Origin of the sequence: Candidatus Burkholderia verschuerenii, assembly GCF_001189365.1 — a bacterium.
In the GTDB taxonomy this organism is placed as follows: Bacteria; Pseudomonadota; Gammaproteobacteria; order Burkholderiales; family Burkholderiaceae; genus Caballeronia; species Caballeronia verschuerenii.
This window is the reverse complement of record NZ_LFJJ01000033.1, coordinates 1-19,965: the sequence shown is the minus strand read 5'-3', so window position 1 is coordinate 19,965 and position 19,965 is coordinate 1. Positions and strand designations below refer to the sequence as shown.

Annotated in this window: 18 protein-coding genes, 1 tRNA gene and 3 pseudogenes; 15 read left to right on the top strand and 7 right to left on the bottom strand. The window is 62.0% G+C overall.

Annotated features, from left to right (window positions below):
• The first annotated feature begins 16 nt into the window (after positions 1 to 16).
• The 6 genes from BVER_RS09030 (at position 17) to BVER_RS09000 (ending at position 5,696) form a co-directional block, all read left to right on the top strand.
• Positions 17 to 1,531, top strand: coding sequence for an RNA polymerase factor sigma-54 (locus BVER_RS09030; RefSeq protein ID WP_050453005.1), 1,515 nt, complete (start codon positions 17 to 19; stop codon positions 1,529 to 1,531).
• Between the two features lie 184 nt (positions 1,532 to 1,715).
• A complete protein-coding gene (hpf, locus tag BVER_RS09025) occupies positions 1,716 to 2,075 on the top strand; it encodes a ribosome hibernation-promoting factor, HPF/YfiA family (RefSeq protein WP_050453004.1) in 360 nt (119 codons plus the stop codon).
• Between the two features lie 378 nt (positions 2,076 to 2,453).
• Positions 2,454 to 2,909, top strand: a complete 456-nt coding sequence (gene ptsN / locus BVER_RS09015) for a PTS IIA-like nitrogen regulatory protein PtsN (RefSeq protein WP_050453019.1) — start codon at positions 2,454 to 2,456, stop codon at positions 2,907 to 2,909.
• A 183-nt stretch (positions 2,910 to 3,092) separates the two neighbouring features.
• Positions 3,093 to 4,061, top strand: coding sequence for an HPr(Ser) kinase/phosphatase (gene hprK, locus BVER_RS09010; RefSeq protein WP_050453002.1), 969 nt, complete (start codon positions 3,093 to 3,095; stop codon positions 4,059 to 4,061).
• Between the two features lie 74 nt (positions 4,062 to 4,135).
• Positions 4,136 to 5,029: an RNase adapter RapZ gene (gene rapZ / locus BVER_RS09005; RefSeq protein WP_050453001.1), complete on the top strand. Its 894-nt coding sequence runs from the start codon at positions 4,136 to 4,138 to the stop codon at positions 5,027 to 5,029.
• Between the two features lie 34 nt (positions 5,030 to 5,063).
• Positions 5,064 to 5,696 (top strand): LON peptidase substrate-binding domain-containing protein, encoded by a 633-nt coding sequence (locus BVER_RS09000; RefSeq protein ID WP_050453000.1) that lies wholly within the window; start codon positions 5,064 to 5,066, stop codon positions 5,694 to 5,696.
• A 7-nt stretch (positions 5,697 to 5,703) separates the two neighbouring features.
• On the opposite strand, the gene mutY is transcribed toward BVER_RS09000, so the two are convergent.
• On the bottom strand, positions 5,704 to 6,765 hold the full coding sequence (mutY, locus tag BVER_RS08995) for an A/G-specific adenine glycosylase (protein WP_050452999.1): 1,062 nt from the start codon (positions 6,763 to 6,765) through the stop codon (positions 5,704 to 5,706).
• A gap of 6 nt (positions 6,766 to 6,771) precedes the next feature.
• Positions 6,772 to 7,501, bottom strand: a pseudogene (locus tag BVER_RS08990) (Fpg/Nei family DNA glycosylase).
• An 86-nt stretch (positions 7,502 to 7,587) separates the two neighbouring features.
• Between BVER_RS08990 and BVER_RS08985 the strand changes: the two are divergent.
• From BVER_RS08985 to hisC, 8 genes and pseudogenes are all read left to right on the top strand, one after another.
• On the top strand, positions 7,588 to 9,447 hold the full coding sequence (locus tag BVER_RS08985; RefSeq protein WP_050452998.1) for a tetratricopeptide repeat protein: 1,860 nt from the start codon (positions 7,588 to 7,590) through the stop codon (positions 9,445 to 9,447).
• Positions 9,444 to 10,076: a lipoprotein insertase outer membrane protein LolB gene (gene lolB / locus BVER_RS08980; protein WP_050452997.1), complete on the top strand. Its 633-nt coding sequence runs from the start codon at positions 9,444 to 9,446 to the stop codon at positions 10,074 to 10,076. The genes BVER_RS08985 and lolB overlap by 4 nt, the downstream gene beginning before the upstream one ends.
• A 19-nt stretch (positions 10,077 to 10,095) precedes the next feature.
• Positions 10,096 to 10,983 carry a 4-(cytidine 5'-diphospho)-2-C-methyl-D-erythritol kinase gene (gene ispE, locus BVER_RS08975; protein ID WP_050452996.1) on the top strand — a complete coding sequence of 296 codons (888 nt, stop codon included), beginning with the start codon at positions 10,096 to 10,098 and terminating at the stop codon, positions 10,981 to 10,983.
• Positions 10,984 to 11,037: 54 nt separating this feature from the next.
• Positions 11,038 to 11,114 (top strand) — tRNA-Gln (locus BVER_RS08970).
• A gap of 48 nt (positions 11,115 to 11,162) precedes the next feature.
• A complete protein-coding gene (locus BVER_RS08965) occupies positions 11,163 to 12,116 on the top strand; it encodes a ribose-phosphate pyrophosphokinase (RefSeq protein WP_050452995.1) in 954 nt (317 codons plus the stop codon).
• A gap of 160 nt (positions 12,117 to 12,276) precedes the next feature.
• Positions 12,277 to 12,897 (top strand): 50S ribosomal protein L25/general stress protein Ctc, encoded by a 621-nt coding sequence (locus tag BVER_RS08960; protein ID WP_050452994.1) that lies wholly within the window; start codon positions 12,277 to 12,279, stop codon positions 12,895 to 12,897.
• 101 nt (positions 12,898 to 12,998) lie between these two features.
• The gene (pth, locus tag BVER_RS08955) at positions 12,999 to 13,592 is read left to right on the top strand and encodes an aminoacyl-tRNA hydrolase (RefSeq protein WP_050452993.1); all 594 of its coding nucleotides are present in this window, start codon (positions 12,999 to 13,001) and stop codon (positions 13,590 to 13,592) included.
• 15 nt (positions 13,593 to 13,607) lie between these two features.
• A pseudogene (gene hisC / locus BVER_RS08950) lies at positions 13,608 to 14,676 on the top strand (histidinol-phosphate transaminase).
• A gap of 5 nt (positions 14,677 to 14,681) precedes the next feature.
• Here the strand turns inward: hisC and BVER_RS08945 are convergent.
• The 3 genes from BVER_RS08945 to rsmD form a co-directional block, all read right to left on the bottom strand.
• Positions 14,682 to 14,942: a YfhL family 4Fe-4S dicluster ferredoxin gene (locus BVER_RS08945; RefSeq protein WP_050452992.1), complete on the bottom strand. Its 261-nt coding sequence runs from the start codon at positions 14,940 to 14,942 to the stop codon at positions 14,682 to 14,684.
• Between the two features lie 77 nt (positions 14,943 to 15,019).
• Positions 15,020 to 15,526 carry a pantetheine-phosphate adenylyltransferase gene (coaD, locus tag BVER_RS08940; RefSeq protein ID WP_050452991.1) on the bottom strand — a complete coding sequence of 169 codons (507 nt, stop codon included), beginning with the start codon at positions 15,524 to 15,526 and terminating at the stop codon, positions 15,020 to 15,022.
• A gap of 101 nt (positions 15,527 to 15,627) precedes the next feature.
• Positions 15,628 to 16,254: a 16S rRNA (guanine(966)-N(2))-methyltransferase RsmD gene (gene rsmD / locus BVER_RS08935; protein WP_050452990.1), complete on the bottom strand. Its 627-nt coding sequence runs from the start codon at positions 16,252 to 16,254 to the stop codon at positions 15,628 to 15,630.
• A gap of 186 nt (positions 16,255 to 16,440) precedes the next feature.
• Here rsmD and ftsY point away from each other — a divergent pair, with 186 nt between their 5' ends.
• Entirely contained in the window at positions 16,441 to 17,721 is a 1,281-nt protein-coding gene (gene ftsY, locus BVER_RS08930; RefSeq protein WP_370444217.1) for a signal recognition particle-docking protein FtsY, read from the top strand.
• 63 nt (positions 17,722 to 17,784) lie between these two features.
• Here ftsY and BVER_RS08925 read toward each other — a convergent pair whose 3' ends face one another.
• Positions 17,785 to 18,852, bottom strand: a complete 1,068-nt coding sequence (locus tag BVER_RS08925; RefSeq protein WP_050452989.1) for a glycosyltransferase family 4 protein — start codon at positions 18,850 to 18,852, stop codon at positions 17,785 to 17,787.
• A 309-nt stretch (positions 18,853 to 19,161) separates the two neighbouring features.
• Positions 19,162 to 19,818 (bottom strand): annotated as a pseudogene (locus BVER_RS08920) (alpha,alpha-trehalose-phosphate synthase (UDP-forming)); the annotation flags it as partial.
• Positions 19,819 to 19,965 lie beyond the last annotated feature (147 nt).

Here is a 19,965-nt window from a genome sequence, read left to right as displayed (position 1 = left end):
TGAATGACACTTTGCCATGAAAGCCAGCCTCCAACTCCGCCTATCGCAGCATCTTGCGCTAACCCCTCAACTGCAGCAGTCGATCCGGCTGCTGCAGTTGTCGACGCTCGAATTGCAGCAGGAAGTGTCGATGGCGATCGCGCAGAATCCGCTGCTCGAAAACGACGACGACTGGATCGCCAGTCCGTTGCGCGTGGCGGCGGACGGCTCGCTTATCGCGTCGCCGTCGACGCAGAACACCGTGCCCGAACCGATGATGAGCAACGGCTCGTCGTCCAGTTCGTCAAGCTCGGATCGCGCGGAAAACAGCGAGCCGCAGGGCGTCGACGAGTACAACGGTCTCGGCTCGGACAACAGCTCGGATTCCAGTTCGTGGAATCTGGAAGACTACGGCCGCTCGAACAACGCGTCGGACGACGACCTGCCGCCGCTGCAAATCCACGAATCGACCACCACGCTGCGCGACCATCTGACGGCGCAATTGCGCATGACGTCGGCGCATCAGCGCGATCGCGCGCTGGTCACGTTCCTGATCGAATCGCTGGATGAAGACGGCTATCTCACCTCGTCGCTGGACGAAGTGCGGACGGATCTGCCCGAAGAACTGGAAGTCAAACTCGACGAACTGAGCGCGGCGCTTGCGCTGCTGCAAAGCTTCGATCCGCCGGGCGTCGGCGGGCGATCGGCGTCGGAATGTCTGAAGCTGCAATTGCTGCGTCTGGACGGCTCGCCCACGCGCACGCTGGCGCTGGAAATAGTCACGAATCACCTCGAATTGCTGGCCGCGCGCGACTTCACGCGTCTGCGCAAGCAACTCAAGGCCGGCGACGACGCACTGCGCGACGCGCATCTGCTGATCCGCTCGCTCGAACCGTTTCCCGGCGCGGCCTATGGCAAGAGCGAAGCGGATTACGTCGTGCCGGACATTCTGGTGCGCAAGACCGCGAGCGGATGGACGGCGGAACTGAATCCTGAGATCGTCCCGCGTCTGCGCATCAACCACTTGTACGCGAACATTTTGCGTAATAACCGCGGTGATCCCGGCAGCGGTTCACTACGCCAGCAGCTTCAGGAAGCGCGCTGGCTCATCAAGAATATCCAGCAAAGATTCGAGACGATTCTTCGCGTCGCGCAGGCGATCATCGAGCGTCAGAAGAACTTTTTTGCACATGGCGAAATTGCCATGCGGCCCTTGGTTTTGAGGGAAATTGCTGATACGCTGGGTTTACATGAATCCACGGTTTCGCGTGTGACTACCGGCAAGTACATGCTCACGCCCTTCGGGACGTTCGAGTTCAAGTACTTCTTCGGATCGCACGTTTCGACCAACACAGGAGGCGCGGCATCGTCAACGGCGATCCGGGCCCTCATCAAGCAACTGATAGGAGCGGAAGACCCGAAAACGCCTCTTTCAGACAGCCGCATCGCCAAACTGCTGGCGGAGCAAGGTTTCGTGGTGGCGCGCCGTACCGTCGCCAAGTATCGCGAAGCCCTGAGAATCCCCGCAGTGAATTTGCGCAAGTCTCTTTAATTCCGTCTCTGTAGTCCATCGCATGTCGTGATGGGCGTTTACCGGCCGCAACGCGAGTGCGCGGACGTGCCGGCCAATGCGACCCGCTTTCATGCGTATCGTAGTTAAGCGCTGACGGGATGCATTGCCGACCGGTATCGGACGAGCCTCGTGGCCCTTGCGGCCACTAGCTTGGAGAGCAACTATGAATCTGAAGATCAGTGGACACCACCTCGAATTGACGCCTGCGTTGCGCGAGTACGTGATCACGAAGCTGGACAGGGTGCTGCGTCACTTCGATCAAGTGATCGACGGCAACGTTGTCCTCTCGGTCGACAATCATAGGGAAAAGGACAAGCGCCAAAAGGCGGAAATCAACCTGCATCTCAAGGGTAAGGACATTTTTATCGAGAGTTGTGACGCTGATATGTACGCGGCCATCGACCTGATGGTCGACAAGCTCGACCGGCAGGTCATCAAGCACAAGGACAAGATCCAGGGCCACGCGCACGAGTCGGTGAAGTATCACGGCGAGCCGCAGGAGTTGCAGCAGCCGTCGCTCTGATCATCCACGCGCACGGCGTTCGCGACTTCGCCGGGCGGATTCGAGTGAAACCTCGAATCGTCCGACCAGGCCGGCGAACGCCAGGCGCCCAAACGAAGCCGCCCGCTGGCGGCTTTTTTGTTGGCGTTTTCGTTGCACGACGGCACAAGCCATTGATTTTCTGAGTTTTGTATTGCACATTCAATTGCAACAATCGCGATGGCGCGCCGCACCATCGCAGTGGGCGCTGTTCTATAATGGTCCGGTTAATTTCGGGGTCGCACAGAACAAACGCCGCACGGAACGCAATGGCGCGCCGTGCCGTTTCACCGTCGCCGTGAGCGCTTTCGACCAGCAGCCGCAGTGAGGAGCTATCAGGCCACGCATCAGCCTGCCAACATGAATCGTTTAGCTAAATTTCTTCCCCTCGAGAACGTGGTTCTCGGATTGTCCGTTACCAGCAAGAAACGCGTATTCGAGCAAGCGGGCCTTATTTTCGAGAATCAGAACGGCATCGCTCGCAGCACCGTCACCGACAATCTCTTCGCTCGCGAACGCCTCGGGTCGACCGGACTCGGCGAAGGTGTCGCCATTCCGCACGGCCGCATCAAAGGGCTGAAGCAGACGCTCGCCGCGTTCGTGCGTCTTGCCGAGCCGGTGGCGTTCGAGTCGCCGGACGGTCAGCCCGTGTCGCTGCTCATTTTCCTGCTCGTGCCGGAACAGGCCACCCAGCAGCACCTTGAAATTCTCTCGGAGATCGCACAACTGCTCTCCGACAGCGAGGCGCGCGAGCGTCTGCACAAGGAAGAAAATCGTGAAGCGCTCTATCAAGTGCTCACGCAATGGCAACCGTAATAGCTACCCGAACATAGCGAACTGCAACACTTATGCGCGCGAGCCCGCTCTAATCTTCAGAGCGCCTCGCGCGCGCGGTTCTGATGGGGCAAAATCGGTCAAAAGCAGCGCCATGCGGCATATCGAAGCAATCCGCTTCCACGCGCGAAGGCTGCTACCGGCTTCCAACGGAGTCCCGGCCTCATGGATACGTCCAGCATCAACGCCCAAAGTATTTTCGACGACAACGCCGCCGCTCTGAAGCTCAGCTGGCTCACCGGGCATGAAGGCTGGGAACGCGGCTTTTCGAGCGAGACGGTCGCCAACGCGACGTCGAGCGCCGATCTCGTCGGTCACCTGAATCTGATCCACCCGAACCGCATTCAGGTGCTGGGCGACGCCGAAATCAACTACTACCAGCGCCAGTCCGACGAAGACCGTTCGCGCCATATGGCCGAACTGATCGCGCTCGAGCCGCCGTTTCTGGTCGTCGCGGGCGAAGTGGGCGCGCCGCCGGAACTCGTTCTGCGCTGCACGCGCTCGTCCACGCCGCTGTTCACCACGCGGATGTCGGCGGCGGCGGTCATCGACAGCCTGCGCGCGTACATGTCGCGCATTCTCGCGCCGCGCGCCACGCTGCACGGCGTGTTCATCGACATTCTCGGCATGGGCGTGCTGCTCACCGGCGATTCCGGGCTCGGCAAAAGCGAACTCGGACTGGAACTCATCAGCCGCGGTCACGGTCTCGTCGCGGACGATGCGGTAGATTTCGTGCGGCTCGGTCCGGATTTCGTCGAAGGACGCTGCCCGCCGCTTCTGCAGAATCTGCTCGAAGTGCGCGGCTTGGGCCTGCTCGACATCAAGACGATCTTCGGTGAAACCGCCGTGCGCCGGAAGATGAAGCTCAAGCTGATCGTGCAACTCGTGCGCCGTCCCGATGGCGAATTCCAGCGCCTGCCGCTCGAAAGCCAGTCGGTCGATGTGCTCGGCCTGCCGATCAGCAAGGTGACGATTCAGGTCGCGGCGGGCCGCAACCTCGCCGTGCTGGTCGAAGCCGCCGTGCGCAACACGATCCTGCAACTGCGCGGTATCGACACCTTGCGCGACTTCATGGACCGCCAGCGCCTCGCGATGCAGGACCCGGACAGCCAGTTCCCCGGCAAGCTGATCTGAGCGCGCGGCGGCGCATGGCGCGGCCGGATCGATTCCGGCGCAGGTGCTAACATAAAGTTAAACACTGGACACCCATGCGTATCATTCTGATCACCGGTATTTCCGGCTCCGGCAAATCGGTCGCGCTGAACGCGCTCGAGGACGGCGGCTACTACTGCGTCGACAATCTCCCGCCGCGCATTCTTCCCGATCTCGCCGCGCATCTCGCGAGCGAAGGACAACAACGCGTCGCCGTCGCGATCGACGCGCGTTCGAGCCAGTCGCTCGACGAAGTGCCGGAAATCATCCGCAAACTCTCGAAGGACTACGATCTGCGCGTGCTGTTTCTCAACGCCAGCACGCAGGCGCTCATTCAGCGCTTTTCCGAGACGCGGCGCCGTCATCCGCTGTCGGGCTCGCCCACTCACGAAGCCGATGTCGGTGTGCTGAATTCGCTGGCCGAAGCGATCGAGCGCGAGCGCGAACTGGTCGCGGGTCTCGCCGAATACGGGCACATCGACACCAGCAATCTGCGCGCGAACGTGCTGCGCGCCTGGGTCAAGCGTTTCGTCGAAACCGACGCCGCCGATCTCACGCTGATGTTCGAATCGTTCGGCTTCAAGCGCGGCGTGCCGCTCGACGCCGATCTCGTGTTCGACGTGCGCACGCTGCCGAATCCGTACTACGACCATCAGTTGCGCCCGTTCACCGGCCGCGACAAGCCGGTCATCGATTTTCTGTCCGCGCAGCCGCTCGTCGGCGAGATGATCGACGATATCGGCGGGTTCGTCGGCAAATGGCTGCCGCGTTTTCAGGACGACAACCGCAGCTATCTCACCGTGGCGATCGGTTGCACCGGTGGTCAGCATCGTTCCGTGTTTATCGCCGAGACGCTTGCCGCGCGTTTCGCCGGCAAAGCGAATGTGATCGTGCGGCATCGCGATGCGCCGGTTCCCGTGGAACTGAGCGCGACTCAACCGCAAACCTGATCGCCGCGCCGGCGGTCCACTCTGGAGGCGCGCGATGTCATCGACTCCCGCTCTCGCCGAACTGCCGCTGTTTCCGCTGCACACCGTGCTGTTTCCCGGCGGTTTGCTGCCGCTGAAGATTTTCGAAACCCGCTATCTCGATATGGCGCGCGCGTGTCTGCGCGAGCAGACGCCGTTCGGCGTGTGTCTGCTGAAAAGCGGCCACGAAGTCGCGTCGCCGGGCGATCCGTCGGTGCCGGAGAATATCGGCTGCGTCGCGGAAATTTTCGAGTGCGATGTGGATCAGTTCGGGCTGCTGCTCGTGCAGGCGCGCGGGACGCAGCGTTTCAGGCTGGTGGATCATCGCGTGGAGCCGAGCAATCTGCTGGTCGGCGAAGTGGCGATGATCGGCGACGATCAGCCGCTACAGGGCGCGGAGACGCTCGCCAAATTCGGCGCGTGCGCGGAAGTGCTGGAGCGCATCATCGCGACGATCAAGGAACGCGAGCCGCAGAATCTGCCCTTCGTCGAGCCGTTTCTGTTCGACGATCCGAGCTGGGTATCGAACCGTCTCGCCGAAATCCTGCCGATTCCGATGCACGCGCGCCAGAAGCTCATGGAACTGATGGACGTCGGCGCGCGCATCGACGTCGTGCATCACTACATGCAGCAGCATCAGCTGCTTTAGAACTGCTTTAGATCAGCGATCCCGTCAGCGCGTCGATCAGCTTGCGCACCGGCGCGGGCACGCCGTACGAATCGATGCGCGCGAGCGGCGCCCACACCGTCTGCGCATCCGACAACTCGCGTGGCGTGCCACGCGCTTCGCCCAGTCGCGGCTCGATATCCAGCTTGAAGTGCGTGAACGTGTGCGAGAACGACGCCAGCCGCTGAAGCCGTTCGTCGCCGCCGTGACTGTGCGCGACCTGAACCAGCGCGGCTTCGTCGGACGCTTCCGGCAGACTCCAGAGACCGCCCCAGATGCCCGTCGGCGGACGCTTTTCGAGCAGAATCGAGTCGCCGTCCCTCAGCACGAGCATCCATGTCTTGCGGGTCGGCACGGCTTTTTTCGGACGCGCGGCGGGCAGTTCGCGCTGACGGCCTTCCACGTTCGCCACGCAGTCCGATGCAAACGGACAGCGCGCGCAATCCGGCTTGCCGCGCACGCAGAGCGTCGCGCCGAGGTCCATCAGGCCTTGCGTGTAAGCAGTGACTTCTTCCTTGTTGGCGGCGTCGGGCAGCAGCGATTCCGCGAGTTTCCACATCGCGCTTTCCACCTTTTTCTCGCCGGGAAAACCGGCGACGCCGAATACGCGGGCGAGCACGCGCTTCACGTTGCCGTCGAGAATCGTCGCGCGCGCGGCGAATGCGAACGATGCCACCGCCGCCGCCGTCGAGCGTCCGATGCCCGGCAACTCCGCGAGTTCATCGACGGTGCGCGGAAACGCGCCGCCATGCTCGTACGCGACGACCTGCGCGCAGCGATGCAGATTGCGCGCGCGCGAGTAGTAGCCGAGGCCGGCCCACAGCGCCATCACGTCGTCGATGGGTGCATCGGCGAGCGCGGTCACGGTCGGAAAGCGCTCGAGAAAACGCGCGTAGTACGGAATGACCGTGGACACCTGCGTCTGCTGCAGCATGATTTCCGACAGCCAGATGCGATATGCGTCGCGCGTGTTTTGCCACGGCAGATCGTGCCGGCCGTGAATGCGTTGCCACGCGATGAGGCGCGAAGAAAAGTCGGTCAGTTCGAGCATGCGGATTTAGCGCTGGCAGCGCGGACAAAAGTAAGTCGAGCGCTGACCCTGGACGATATGTTTGATTGCCGTCCCGCAGACATGGCACGGCAACCCGGAGCGATCATAAACGAAGTAGTCGAGCTGAAAATACCCGGATTCGCCATTGCTGCCGACAAAATCGCGCAACGTGCTGCTGCCTTTGTCGATGGCCCTCCGACGCATAGATGTTGCCCACGCCGACGACGATATCGCCCGCGAGCAGCGCCTGCTTCACCGACACCTTGCGCCCGCGCGTCGCGCGAAACAGCGTCGCGCCCGAAAACTCCGCCGAGAACGGCTCGACGCCCAGACTCGCGAGTAGCGGATGCTCGAGCACGTCGCCATCCGCGCGCGGATGCCAGAGGATCGCGCCGAATCGGCGCGGATCGCGGTAGCGCAGGATGAAGTCGTCGAACACGATATCGACGTGATCGTGCTTCGCTGGCTCGGGCGGACGCGGCACATGGCGCAATACGCGCAGCGTGCCCGTCATGCCGAGATGGACGATCAGCCACCCTTCGGCAGTTTCAAAGAGAAGATACTTGCCGCGCCGTTCGACTTTTTCGATCTTCAGCTTGGCGAGCGTCCTGGCGAGATGGGCGGGAATCGGCCAGCGCAGCGCGGGCGAGCGCACGTCGACCTGCTCGACGCGCCGGCCGGCGACATACGGTTCGATCCCTCGACGGGTGACTTCGACTTCCGGTAGTTCTGGCATTTTCCTGGAGAGCGTCGTGCTGGGGGCGTTTGTGCCGGTATTTTAGCGACCGCGTTACAATCGACCGAAACATCGTCTGGATTTCCATGAACCCGTTCGTCAAGAAGCTGTTTGCGAAGCGTCAGGCCGGTTCGACGCAATTGTTCGCCATGCCGATGTCGCGTATCGCGGGTGCGGTGGCATTCGCACTGGCCGCGCTCGCGTTTGCGCTCGCCTATGCGCAAGATCCCGACTCGTCCCCGGTTCCGGCCAACGACGATCAGGCCGCCGCCCAGAACGCCGCCGATTTGCTCACCGCGCCCGTCGCCGGTGACGAGAAGCAGGACTTGCCCAATGTGGCGATGTCCAGTCAGATCGTGTTTCAGGTTCTGGCGGCGGAAGTCGCGTTGCAGCGCGGCCAACCCGCGCCTGCGTTCCAGACTTACCTCGCCCTCGCACGCGATACGAAAGACCCGCGCTTCGCACAGCGCGCGACCGAAATCGCGATCGCCGCGCAAAGCCCCAACGATGCGCTGACCTCCGCGCAACTTTGGCAACAGTTTGCACCGCATTCGGAACGCGCGGCGCAACTGAGCGCATCGCTGAAGATCGTCGGCGGCAAGCCGGAAGACGCCAAGCCGATTCTTCAACGCGAGCTCGCGAAGGTTGCGCCCGAGCAGCGCGGCGATGCCATTCTGTCGCTGCAGGCGCTGCTCGCGCGTGGGCCGAATCGCGTGGGCGGGCTCAACGTGCTGAAGGATTTGATCGCGAACGATCAGAACCTGCCGAAAGCGCAACTGGCGCTCGGCCGTCAGCAATTGCTCGCGGACGATCAACCAGGCGCGAAGGCATCGCTCGAAAAGGCGCTGCAACTCAAGCCGGATTATCTGCCCGCCGCGCTCACGCTCGCGCGCATGGGCCTGGAAGAGCGCAAGGAAGGTATTGCTTCGTTCGAGCAGTATCTGTCGAAGAATCCGAAGTCGCGCGATGCGCGGCTCGCGCTCGCGCAGTTGTATCTGTCCGCCGACCGGCTGGACGACGCGCAGAAGCAGTTCGAGATCATGCGCAAGAATGACTCGAAGGATCTGCCGCCGATCATGGCGCTCGCGCTCATCAATATCCAGAAGAAGCAGTTCGACAAGGCGCAGACGTATCTGAACGAATACGCCAAGGTCGCGCAGAACACGCCGGGCGCGGACCCCGGTCAGGCCTACATCTATCTCGCGCAAATGGCGCTGGAGCAGAAGCAGGACGATGTCGCCGGCCAGTGGCTCGATCGCGTGCCGCGCTCGAGTCAGCAGTATTTGCCCGCGCAGATCACGCGCGCGCAGATCATGGCGCGTCAAGGCAAGGTCGATGAAGCGCGCGGCCTGATCAACAGTCTGCAAAGCTCCGATCCGCGCGATCTGGCGCTGCTCGCCCGCACCGATTCGGCGATTCTCTTCGAAGCACATCGCTACCAGGAAGCGAAATCGAACCTCGAAAAAGCCACGCACGCGTTCCCCGACGATCCCGATCTGATCTACGACTACGCGATGGCCGCCGAAAAGAACGGCCATTACGACGTGATGGAAACGCAGCTTCGCACGCTGATGAAGATGCAGCCGGACAACCCGCAGGCGTACAACGCGCTCGGTTATTCGCTGGTGGATCGCAATCAGCGGCTCGACGAAGCGGTGAAGCTGATCGAGAAGGCGGTTTCGCTCGCGCCGAACGACGCGTTCATCATGGATAGTCTCGGCTGGGCGCGTTTCCGTCAGGGTAACGCGGTTGAGGCGGAGAAGATTCTGAAAAACGCGTACAACCTGCAGCCCAACGCCGAAATCGGCGCGCATCTGGGCGAGGTGCAATGGAAGTCGGGGCAGCAGGATCAGGCGCGCGCCACGTTCCGTCAGGCGCAAAAGCTCGAACCCGATAACGATACGCTCGTCAAAACGCTCAAACGACTTCAGGTAAACGACCTTTGATCGCTTTCGACTTTCACGCTGGCGTGCCGCTGCGTCGCGGCGCACTCGGCCTGGCGGCAGCTGCCGCCCTCGTGCTGGCCGGTTGCGCGACGCAGAGCACGCCCACGCCGACCACCACCGCCACCTCGAATTCGCTGTCCACGCAGACCATGCGCGCCTATCGTGGCCGCTTCGCCGTCACGTACAACGATCAGCAAGGCGTGCAGCGCAACGCGTACGGCAACTTCGACTGGCAGGAAAACGGCGACACGGTGACGCTGCAATTGCGCAATCCGCTCGGCTCGACAACGGCGATCGTCACGTCGTCGCCGTCGCTGGCTACGCTCGAGTTGCCGAACCGGCAGCCCGTGAACGCGGAGAACGTCTCCGATTTGATGCAGAACACGCTCGGTTTCGCGCTTCCCGTCGAAGGTTTGCGGTATTGGCTGCAGCCATCGGCGGCGCCGAATTCGCGCGCCAAGACCGAGCGCGATCCCGATTCGAACAACGGCCGCCCGAAGCAGATCAAGCAGGACGGCTGGACGATCGACTACGTCGCGTACGCCGACGCGCCCGCCACGGGCGTGAAGCACGTGAACCTGTCGCGCGACGAGCCGCCGCTGCAAATCAAGCTCGTGCTGGATCAATAACCTCGCCTGTGCATCGCGCATGACCGCACCATCCAACGATTCGCTTCGCCACTGCCTCGCGCCCGCGAAGCTGAACCTTTTTCTGCACATCACGGGCCGTCGTCCGGACGGGTATCACTCGCTGCAGACGGTTTTTCAGCTGCTCGACTGGGGCGATTACCTGAACTTCACGCGCCGCGACGACGGCCTCGTCACGCGCAAGACGGACGTCCCCGGCGTCCCCGAAGCGGACGATCTCGTCGTGCGCGCCGCGCGGCTGCTCCAGCAGCACACGGGCACGCAGTACGGCGTGGAGATCGAGATCGACAAGCGTCTGCCGATGGGCGCGGGCCTCGGCGGAGGCAGTTCCGACGCGGCCACGACACTTTTAGCGTTGAATCGTCTCTGGGGACTTGCGCTTTCGCGTGAGGTTCTGCAGAATCTCGGCCTGCAACTCGGCGCGGACGTGCCGTTTTTTGTCTTCGGGCAAACTGCATATGCAGAAGGAGTGGGCGAAGCGTTACAAGAGGTGAAACTGCCTCAACGTTTCTTCCTGGTGGTGAATCCTGCTGTACACGTTCCGACTGCAGCGATTTTCTCCGAGAAAATCTTGACACGGAATACGAAAGCCGCTACAGTTATAGATTTCCTAGCGCAGCAAAGGTCAGACGCAAAATGGCCTGACAGCTTCGGTCGAAACGACATGCAAGCTGTAGTCGCTAAGAAGTACGCGGAAGTTGCACAGGTGCTCGAGTGGTTTTCCAATCTCGCACCGGCGCGAATGACAGGGTCTGGAGCAAGCGTGTTTGCCGCTTTCACCAGTCGAGCCGAAGCAGAAAGGGCGCAAGCCAAACTGCCGGCAAGCTGGAAGAGCGTGGTAACGGCAAGTCTGGATTCTCATCCTCTCTTCGCTTTCGCGTCGTCATAAGGTTTTGTTTTGTCGGGTATGTCCTACACTTCCGGCAAGACTCAAAGTTAGTGTAGGGGAGTCGCCAAGTTGGTCAAGGCACCGGATTTTGATTCCGGCATGCGAGGGTTCGAGTCCTTCCTCCCCTGCCATTCTTTCTCGTTATATTCCTCTCGCCTCCAGCCGCAGACAGGTGCACGATGAGCAGTGACGGCCTGATGGTTTTTACTGGCAACGCGAATCCCGCGCTTGCACAGGAAGTCGTCAAAATCCTTGGAATTCCTCTCGGCAAAGCAATGGTCAGCCGTTTCTCAGACGGCGAGATCATGGTCGAGATTCAGGAAAACGTTCGGGGCAAAGACGTATTCGTTCTGCAGTCCACCTGCGCCCCCACGAACGACAACCTGATGGAACTGATGATCATGGTCGATGCGCTCAAGCGCGCATCCGCTGGCCGGATCACCGCAGCCATCCCCTACTTCGGTTATGCGCGTCAGGATCGCCGTCCGCGTTCCGCGCGAGTGGCTATTTCGGCGAAGGTCGTCGCGAACATGCTGGAGATTGCCGGCGTCGATCGCGTGATCACCATGGACCTTCACGCCGACCAGATTCAAGGTTTCTTCGACATCCCCGTCGACAACATCTATGCAACGCCCGTTCTGCTCGGCGATCTGCGCAAGCAGAACCATGACCATCTGCTGGTCGTGTCGCCGGACGTCGGTGGCGTGGTGCGCGCGCGTGCGCTCGCCAAGCAGCTGAACACGGATCTCGCGATCATCGACAAGCGTCGTCCGAAGGCGAATGTCGCCGAAGTGATGAACATCATCGGTGAAGTCGAAGGCCGTACCTGCGTGATCATGGACGACATGGTCGATACCGCCGGCACGCTGTGCAAGGCCGCGCAAGTGCTGAAGGCACGCGGCGCGAAACAGGTTTTCGCTTACGCGACGCACCCGGTTCTGTCGGGCGGCGCGGGCGCGCGAATCACGGCGTCGGAGCTGGACGAACTCGTCGTCACGGACACCATTCCGCTGTCGGCCGAATCGCTGGCTTGCCCGAAGATCCGCCCACTGTCGAGCGCGGGTCTGCTCGCGGAGACGTTCTCGCGTATCCGTCGCGGTGATTCGGTGATGTCGCTGTTCGCGGAAAGTTGAAGCAGTCGTAAAAAGATTGGCAAAGGACGCGAAGCGCATGCTTCGCGTTTTTGCATAATCGATGTGAGCGAACGAAGGTTCACATCGCTTGTTGTGGGATCACACTTTTTCGCTGATCCCGGTTTCCCTGCCTGGTCGCGGGCAGATATAGGAGTCAAACATGAAAGTAGTCGCTTTCGAGCGTAGCAAGCAAGGTACGGGTGCGAGCCGCCGCCTGCGTAACTCGGGCAAGACCCCGGGTATCGTGTACGGTGGTGCAGCGGACGTTCAACTGGTCGAACTCGACCACAACGCCCTGTGGCACGCCCTGAAGAAAGAAGTGTTCCACTCGTCGATTCTCGACATGGAAATCGGTGGCAAGTCGCAACAGGTTCTGCTGCGCGACGTGCAATATCACCCGTTCAAGCAGTACGTGCTGCACGTGGATTTCCAGCGCGTCGACGCGAACAAGAAGCTGCACACCAAGGTGCCGCTGCACTTCATGAACCAGGAAACGAATCCTGCCGTGAAGCTGTCGGGCGCGGTCATCACCCACGTCGTGACGGAACTGGAAGTGGAATGCCTGCCGGCGGACCTGCCTGAGTTCCTGGAAATCGATCTGGCGAAGATCGAAGCCGGTCAGACGATGCACGCGAAGGACATCGTGCTGCCGAAGGGCGTGAGCCTGACGCTGGCAATCGACGCAGAAAACCCGGTGGTCGCTTCGGCAACCATTCCGGCTGCTGTCGTGTCGGAAGAGGGTGAGAACGCTGCAGAAGGCGACGCGCCGGCTGCTGAGTAAGCTTCTCAAACGCTATCCTCTCGATCCGTTCTTCGGAACGGTCGACGTGACCCGCCGGAGCGCAAGTTCCGGCGGGGGTTTTTCGCTCTATCGAATTCGACATGATCAAACTGATCGTCGGCCTGGGCAATCCGGGCGCTGAATACACCGCGACGCGGCATAACGCGGGCTTCTGGTTCGTCGACCAGTTCGCACGCGACGCCGGCGCGACGCTGCGCGAAGAAAAGCGCTTTCACGGCTTCTACGGCAAAGGCCGTCTTAACGGTCACGAAGTGCATCTGCTCGAACCGCAGACCTTTATGAACCGCTCGGGGCAATCGGTCGTCGCGCTCGCGCAGTTCTTCAAGATTCTTCCCGATGAAATCCTCGTCGCGCACGACGAACTCGATCTGCCGCCCGGCACCGTCAAGATGAAACTCGGCGGCAGCGGCGGCCATAACGGTTTGAAGGACATTTCCGCGCATCTGTCGTCGCAGCAGTATTGGCGGCTGCGCATCGGCATCGGGCATCCGCGCGATCTGATTCCCGAAGGCGCGGGCGCGAAGCCCGATGTCGCCAATTTCGTGCTGAAGCCGCCGCGTCGCGAGGAGCAGGACGTGATCGATCAGTCGATCGAACGCTCGCTCGCCTTGATGCCTTTCGTCGTCGCCGGCGAAACCGAGCGCGCGATGATGAACCTGCACCGCAATCCATAACAAAAGGAGCCGAACGTGAGCCGTTTCTGGAGCGATATCGTCCACACGCTGACGCCGTACGTGCCGGGCGAGCAACCCGCGCTGGCGCATCCGATCAAGCTGAACACGAACGAGAACCCGTATCTGCCCTCGCCGCGCGTGGTCGAGGCGATTCGTCGCGAACTGGGCGAAGACGGCGCGACGCTACGCAAGTATCCCGATCCGACCTCGCGCGCGATGCGCGAAGCGGTGGCGAAGCATCACGGTCTGCGCGTGGAACAGGTGTTCGCGGGCAACGGCTCCGACGAAGTGCTCGCGCACGCGTTTCAGGCGCTGCTCAAGCGCGACGCGCCGATCCGCTTTCCGGACATCACGTACAGCTTCTATCCGGTCTACGCCCAGTTGTACGGCGTCGCGTACCAGACGATTCCGCTGAACGCGGACTTCGCCATCGACGTCGACGATTACCGTTCGCCGAACGGCGGCATTTTGCTGCCGAATCCGAACGCGCCGACCGGCCGCGCGCTGCCGCTGTCGGAAATCGACGTGCTGCTGAAGCAGAATCCCGACGTGCCCGTGATCATCGACGAAGCGTATGTCGACTTCGGCGCGGAATCGGCGGTGAATCTGATCGACACATATCCGAATCTGCTCGTCGTGCAGACGACGTCGAAGGCGCGCTCGCTCGCGGGCATGCGCGTGGGCTTTGCGTTCGGCAATGTCGAGCTGATCGAAGCGCTGACGCGCGTGAAGGACAGCTTCAACTCGTATCCGCTCGACCGGCTCGCGCAGGTCGCGGCGCAGGCATCGTACGAAGATCCGGCGTGGTTCAAGGAAGGTTGCGCGAAGGTCGTCGCGAGCCGCGACAAGCTGGCGGCGCAACTCGAACAACTCGGCTTCGACGTGGTGCCATCAGCGGCGAATTTCGTGTTCGCGAAACATCGCGCGCGCGATGCGGCGGCGCTCGCGGCATCGCTGCGTGAGAAGGAGATTTTCGTGCGGCCATTTCAAGCTGCCGCGCATCGATCAGCATCTGCGCATCTCGATCGGCACGCCCGATGAATGCGACGCGCTCGTGGCGGCGCTGCAGAAAATCGTCGCTTAAGACGCTTAGGACGTCTTCTTCGCGGCCATCAGCGCGTGATACTTGGCCATCAGCTGATCCGGCGACTCGACATGCGCCGGATCGCGCGGAATGCATTCCACCGGACACACTTGCTGGCACTGCGGCTCATCGAAGTGGCCGACGCATTCCGTGCATTTGTTCGGGTCGATGACGTAGATGTCCGTACCCATCGAAATGGCGTCGTTCGGGCACTCGGGCTCGCAAACGTCGCAGTTGATGCACTCGTCGGTAATGATCAAGGACATGCTTCACTCTCTTGCGCCGGATGGTCTCCGGCAAGGAACCCGCGCAAGCGCGTAGATGAGTGCGCGGGCCCGGCGCATCAAGGCGCCGTCGAATCTTTCTGTGCCGTGTCGGCGACCTTGTCGGTCAGACACTTTTCCACCGACGGAAACACGAACTTGCTCACATCGCCGCCGAGCTGCGCAATCTCGCGCACGATGGTGCCCGAAATAAACTGATACTGGTCCGACGGCGTCATGAACATGGTTTCGACATCGGGCAGCAAATAACGGTTCATCCCCGCCATCTGAAACTCGTACTCGAAATCGGACACGGCGCGCAGGCCGCGCACGATCACGCGCGCGTTGTTCTTGCGCACGAAATCCTTCAATAGCCCGGTAAAACTGCTTACCTGCACGTTCGGATAATGCCCGAGCACCTCGTTGGCGATGTCGAGCCTTTCCTGCAATGTGAAAAACGGCTTCTTCGCGCGGCTGTCCGCCACGCCCACGATCAGCGTATCGAAAATGCTCGATGCACGCCGCACGATATCTTCATGTCCGCGAGTGAGCGGGTCAAATGTTCCCGGATACACGGCGACAACCATGAGCTTCTCCTCTTTTAATTACCTTGCCTCGTATGCTCTTGCGAAGCGAGCGGCCCTACCGCGACTGTGTACGAGCGACGCGCGGAATTGGGGCACGCGCATTATTCCTCATTTCGGCGACGCAGCAAATGATAGCGGACCGCCCCCGCCTTCCCTTCCTTGACGACCGTCCAATCCGCGAGCGCGGCGATCTCGGCCGTATCCAGCGGATCGCCGCATTCGACGTAGATCGCGCCATCCGGTGCGGCGAGCGGCGCGCACACTTCGAGCGCGCGCAAAAGCAGGGCCGTGTCGCCGAACGGCGGATCGAGAAAGATCACGTCGAACGAGCCGGGCGTGAGGCCCGATGCGAGCCGCATTGCGTCCGCTTCGGCGATCTCGATATTGCGCGCGCCCAGCTTCGCCTGATTCGCCCTCAATTGTGCGGCCGCCTTGCTGCTTTTTTCGGCCATTACCACGCGCGCCGCGCCGCGCGATGCCGCTTCGAAGCCGAGCGCGCCGCTTCCCGCGAACATATCGAAGCAATTCTGGCCGCTCAGGTCCTGCCCGAGCCAGTTGAACAGCGTTTCGCGCACGCGATCCGGCGTCGGCCGCAAGCCGTCCAGATCGAGCACCGGCAGCGGCGTGCGTTTCCAGTCGCCGCCGATGATGCGGATCGTGTGCGGCTTGCCTCCGCGCGACGGCGTATGAGTGGGCAAAGTGGAGCGGGAAGCGGACGAGCGGGACATAAAAGGCGATGAGAATCGGACTGACGTGCGACGAATCGAACGATGAACCAGGAATGATCGCCAACGTTACCACACGCGCCCGTTATGCCGGGAAACGCACCTTTGCGGCCCGGAAGCCTCGGTCCTTGCCTGATAAAATACGCGGCTTCCAATCCCCATGCGCGGGCTTCTCTGCGGCGTGCCGTCATGCACGCCTCGACGCCATCGGATGACGCGCGCATCACGTCATACACCATGTTCAGCTTCTTCAAGAAATTCAAAAAGCCGGCAGACGAGCCGCTCGACGCGGCTCAGGAAGAATCGGCCCACGTCGAAGAGGACGCAGACGCGCCGCCCGCCGATGAGACGGAGTTCGAGCACGAACCCACCATCGACGCCGCGATTCCGCCGGAGCCCGCCGCGCCTCAGTTGCCGGAAACGCCCGCCGCGCAGCCGGCCGCGCAACCCGCCGCGCCCGACGAACCGAAGCCCTACTGGCAAGGCCGCACCGATTCCCGCTGGTCGCGCGGGCCGGAAACCGATGCCGCGAGCGACGCCATCGTGCCGCCGCCCGAGCCCGATGCGGCCGCGAAGAAATCGTGGCTGTCGCGTTTGCGGCACGGGCTGTCGAAGACCAGCAACAACCTCACCGGCATTTTCGTCAGTGCGAAGATCGACGAGGATCTGTACGAAGAACTCGAAACCGCGCTGCTGATGTCCGATGCCGGCGTCGACGCGACCGAATTCCTGCTCGAATTGCTGCGCGAAAAGGTGCGTTCGGAACGTCTGACGGAAGCCGCGCAAGTGAAAGGCGCACTGCGCGAGTTTCTCGTCGACCTGATGCGACCGCTGGAAAAAACGCTGATGCTCGGCCGCGCCCAGCCGCTGGTGATGATGATCGCGGGCGTGAACGGCGTCGGCAAGACGACGAGCATCGGCAAGCTGGCGAAGCATCTGCAGAGCTTCAACCAGTCGGTGCTGCTGGCGGCGGGCGATACCTTCCGCGCCGCCGCGCGCGAACAGCTCGTGGTCTGGGGCGAGCGCAACAACGTGACGGTGATCGCGCAGGAAAGCGGCGATGCCGCCGCGGTGATCTTCGACGCCGTCGGCGCGGCGCGTGCCCGCAAGATCGACGTGATGATGGCCGACACCGCCGGCCGTCTGCCGACGCAACTGCATCTGATGGAAGAACTGCGCAAGGTGCGCCGCGTGATCGCCAAGGCAATGCCCGATGCGCCGCACGAAGTGCTGCTCGTGATCGACGGCAACACGGGCCAGAACGCGCTCGCGCAAGTGAAGGCGTTCGACGACGCGCTCGGACTCACCGGCCTGATCATCACCAAACTCGACGGCACCGCGAAGGGCGGCATTATCGCGGCGATCGCGCGTCAGCGGCCGATTCCGGTGTACTTCATCGGCGTGGGCGAAAAGGTCGAGGATTTGCAGCCCTTCAGCGCGGAAGAATTCGCCGACGCGTTGCTTGGCTAAATGATGAAAAAAGGGCGCTCGAAAGCGCCCTTTTTTATCCGCATGCCGGAGGTTCGGTTCGGTTCAGGTCGTCGCGCGATCGATCAGCCTGAAGCGCGAACGCTTCTGCGCGCGCACCATCGACTGATACGCGGCCAGATACTCGCGCGCCATCCGATGCGACGTGAAGCGCTCCTCGAAGCGCCGGCGCACGCCCGCACGCGGCAGCGTATGCAGGCGATTCACCGCCGCCACCGCGCCGATTTCATCCTCGACAATAAACCCTGTCACGCCCTCGTCGACCACTTCCGGCACCGCGCCGCGATTGAACGCGATGACCGGCGTGCCGCACGCCATCGCCTCGATCAGCACGAGGCCGAACGGTTCCGGCCAGTCGATCGGAAACACCAGCGCATGCGCGCGCGACAGAAAATCCGCCTTCTGGCTATCGTCGATTTCGCCGATGTACTCGACATACGGCAACGCCAGCAGCGGCACGATTTCACGCTCGAAATACTCGTGATCGGCGGCATCGACTTTGGCGGCGATCTTGATCGGCAAGCCGCAGCGTCCGGCGATACGAATGGCCGTATCCACGCGTTTTTCCGGCGAAATGCGGCCTAAAAACGCGAGATATTCCTGCTCCACCGGCTGCGGCATGTAGAGGTTTTCGGGCAGCGCGTGATTGACCGTCGCGACCCACTTCGCTTGCGGAAGCGGATGCCGCTGCGCGTCGGAGATGGAAATGACCGGCGCGGTGTCGAAGGTGTCGAAGACGGGCTGCTGCTCGGGCAAGTCGAGACGGCCGTGCATCGTCGTGACGAACGGCGTCTCCTGCCGCTTGAACAGCGAGAACGAGTAGTAGTCCATGTGGAAATGCAGGACATCGAAGTCCTCGGCGCGACGCCGCACCTTTTCCAGCAGCAGCATATGAGGCGCGATGCGATCGCGGATCGACACGTCGAGCCGCAACGCGCGCGGCCATACGGCTTCGAGCTTCGCGGTGGTCTGCGAATCGCCGGTGGCGAACAACGTCACGTCGTGACCCTGTTCGACGAGCGCCTCGGTCAGATACGACACGACGCGCTCCGTGCCGCCGTAGTATTTCGGCGGCACGGATTCGGTCAGCGGGGCAATTTGGGCAATTCTCATCGTCCTCGTCTCCAAACGGAAAAGCGACGCGCGAATCGAGAGTATGGCAGGCGAGCGCGAACCCGGCCAACGAGGATTGCCCTTAAGCGTTTTCCAACGTTGCGACTCGCGCGAAATCACTGCACCAGACGTTCCGTCCCGAATTGTTTCGACGGCCCGCCGTGGCCGATCGCCTGACCGCGCGTTGATCTTATTATCCGGGGCGACGCGTCCGGATGCCGCTCCTATTGCACTTTCATCGCTCTGTTACAGAGGCGAAACAATCGTTTCGGGCGGCTGTTACGGGTCGTCGCAAGCGGTCGATCGCCTTTATTTAGGGCGTTTCGGCGCGCCCGCGTCTTTGCTCACGCCGCGCAGATCGGTCAGGAAACGATCGCGCCACGCGCCGAGATCGAACTTGCGCAACGCCGCCATGTTGGTTTCGTAGCGCTGACGGCGCTCCGCGAACGGCATCGCCAGCGCGCGGCCGATGGCGTCGCTGGTGCCGACGACATCGTGCGGATTGACCATCACCGCGCCGGTCATTTCGCCCGCCGCGCCCGCGAACTGCGACAGCACCAGCACCAGCACGCCCGGATCGTCCGGGTTCTGCGCCGCGATATATTCCTTGGCGACGAGATTCATGCCGTCGCGCAGCGGCGTGACCAGCCCGATCTGCGATTCGCGGAACAGCGACATCAGCTTCCAGCGGTCATAGCGCTGATTCAGATAGCGGATCGGCGTGTAATCGAGCCCCGAAAACCGCCCGTTGATGCGCCCCGCCTCGTATTCGAGATTCTGGCGGATCTGCTGATAGGTTTCGACGTCCGAGCGCGTCGGCGGCGCGATCTGCACGAGCGTGACGTTGCCGCGCCATTCCGGCGACTTTTCGAGGAACTGCTCGAACGCCTTGAAACGCTCGACCAGCCCTTTCGAATAATCCAGCCGGTCGACACTCATGAGTCGGCCCTTCAGAATTAGTCGAAGTCAAGGGTGGCAAGGGGCCGCCGGAAGATCGTGTTTCCCAGAACTCCCAGAAGCAATATTGATCTGAATGGTTTCCTGGGAGTTTGGAACTTCGCCGATGAGCACGCCCGATTTCTTTCGCAGCCGCCTCGACACCATGATCGATCT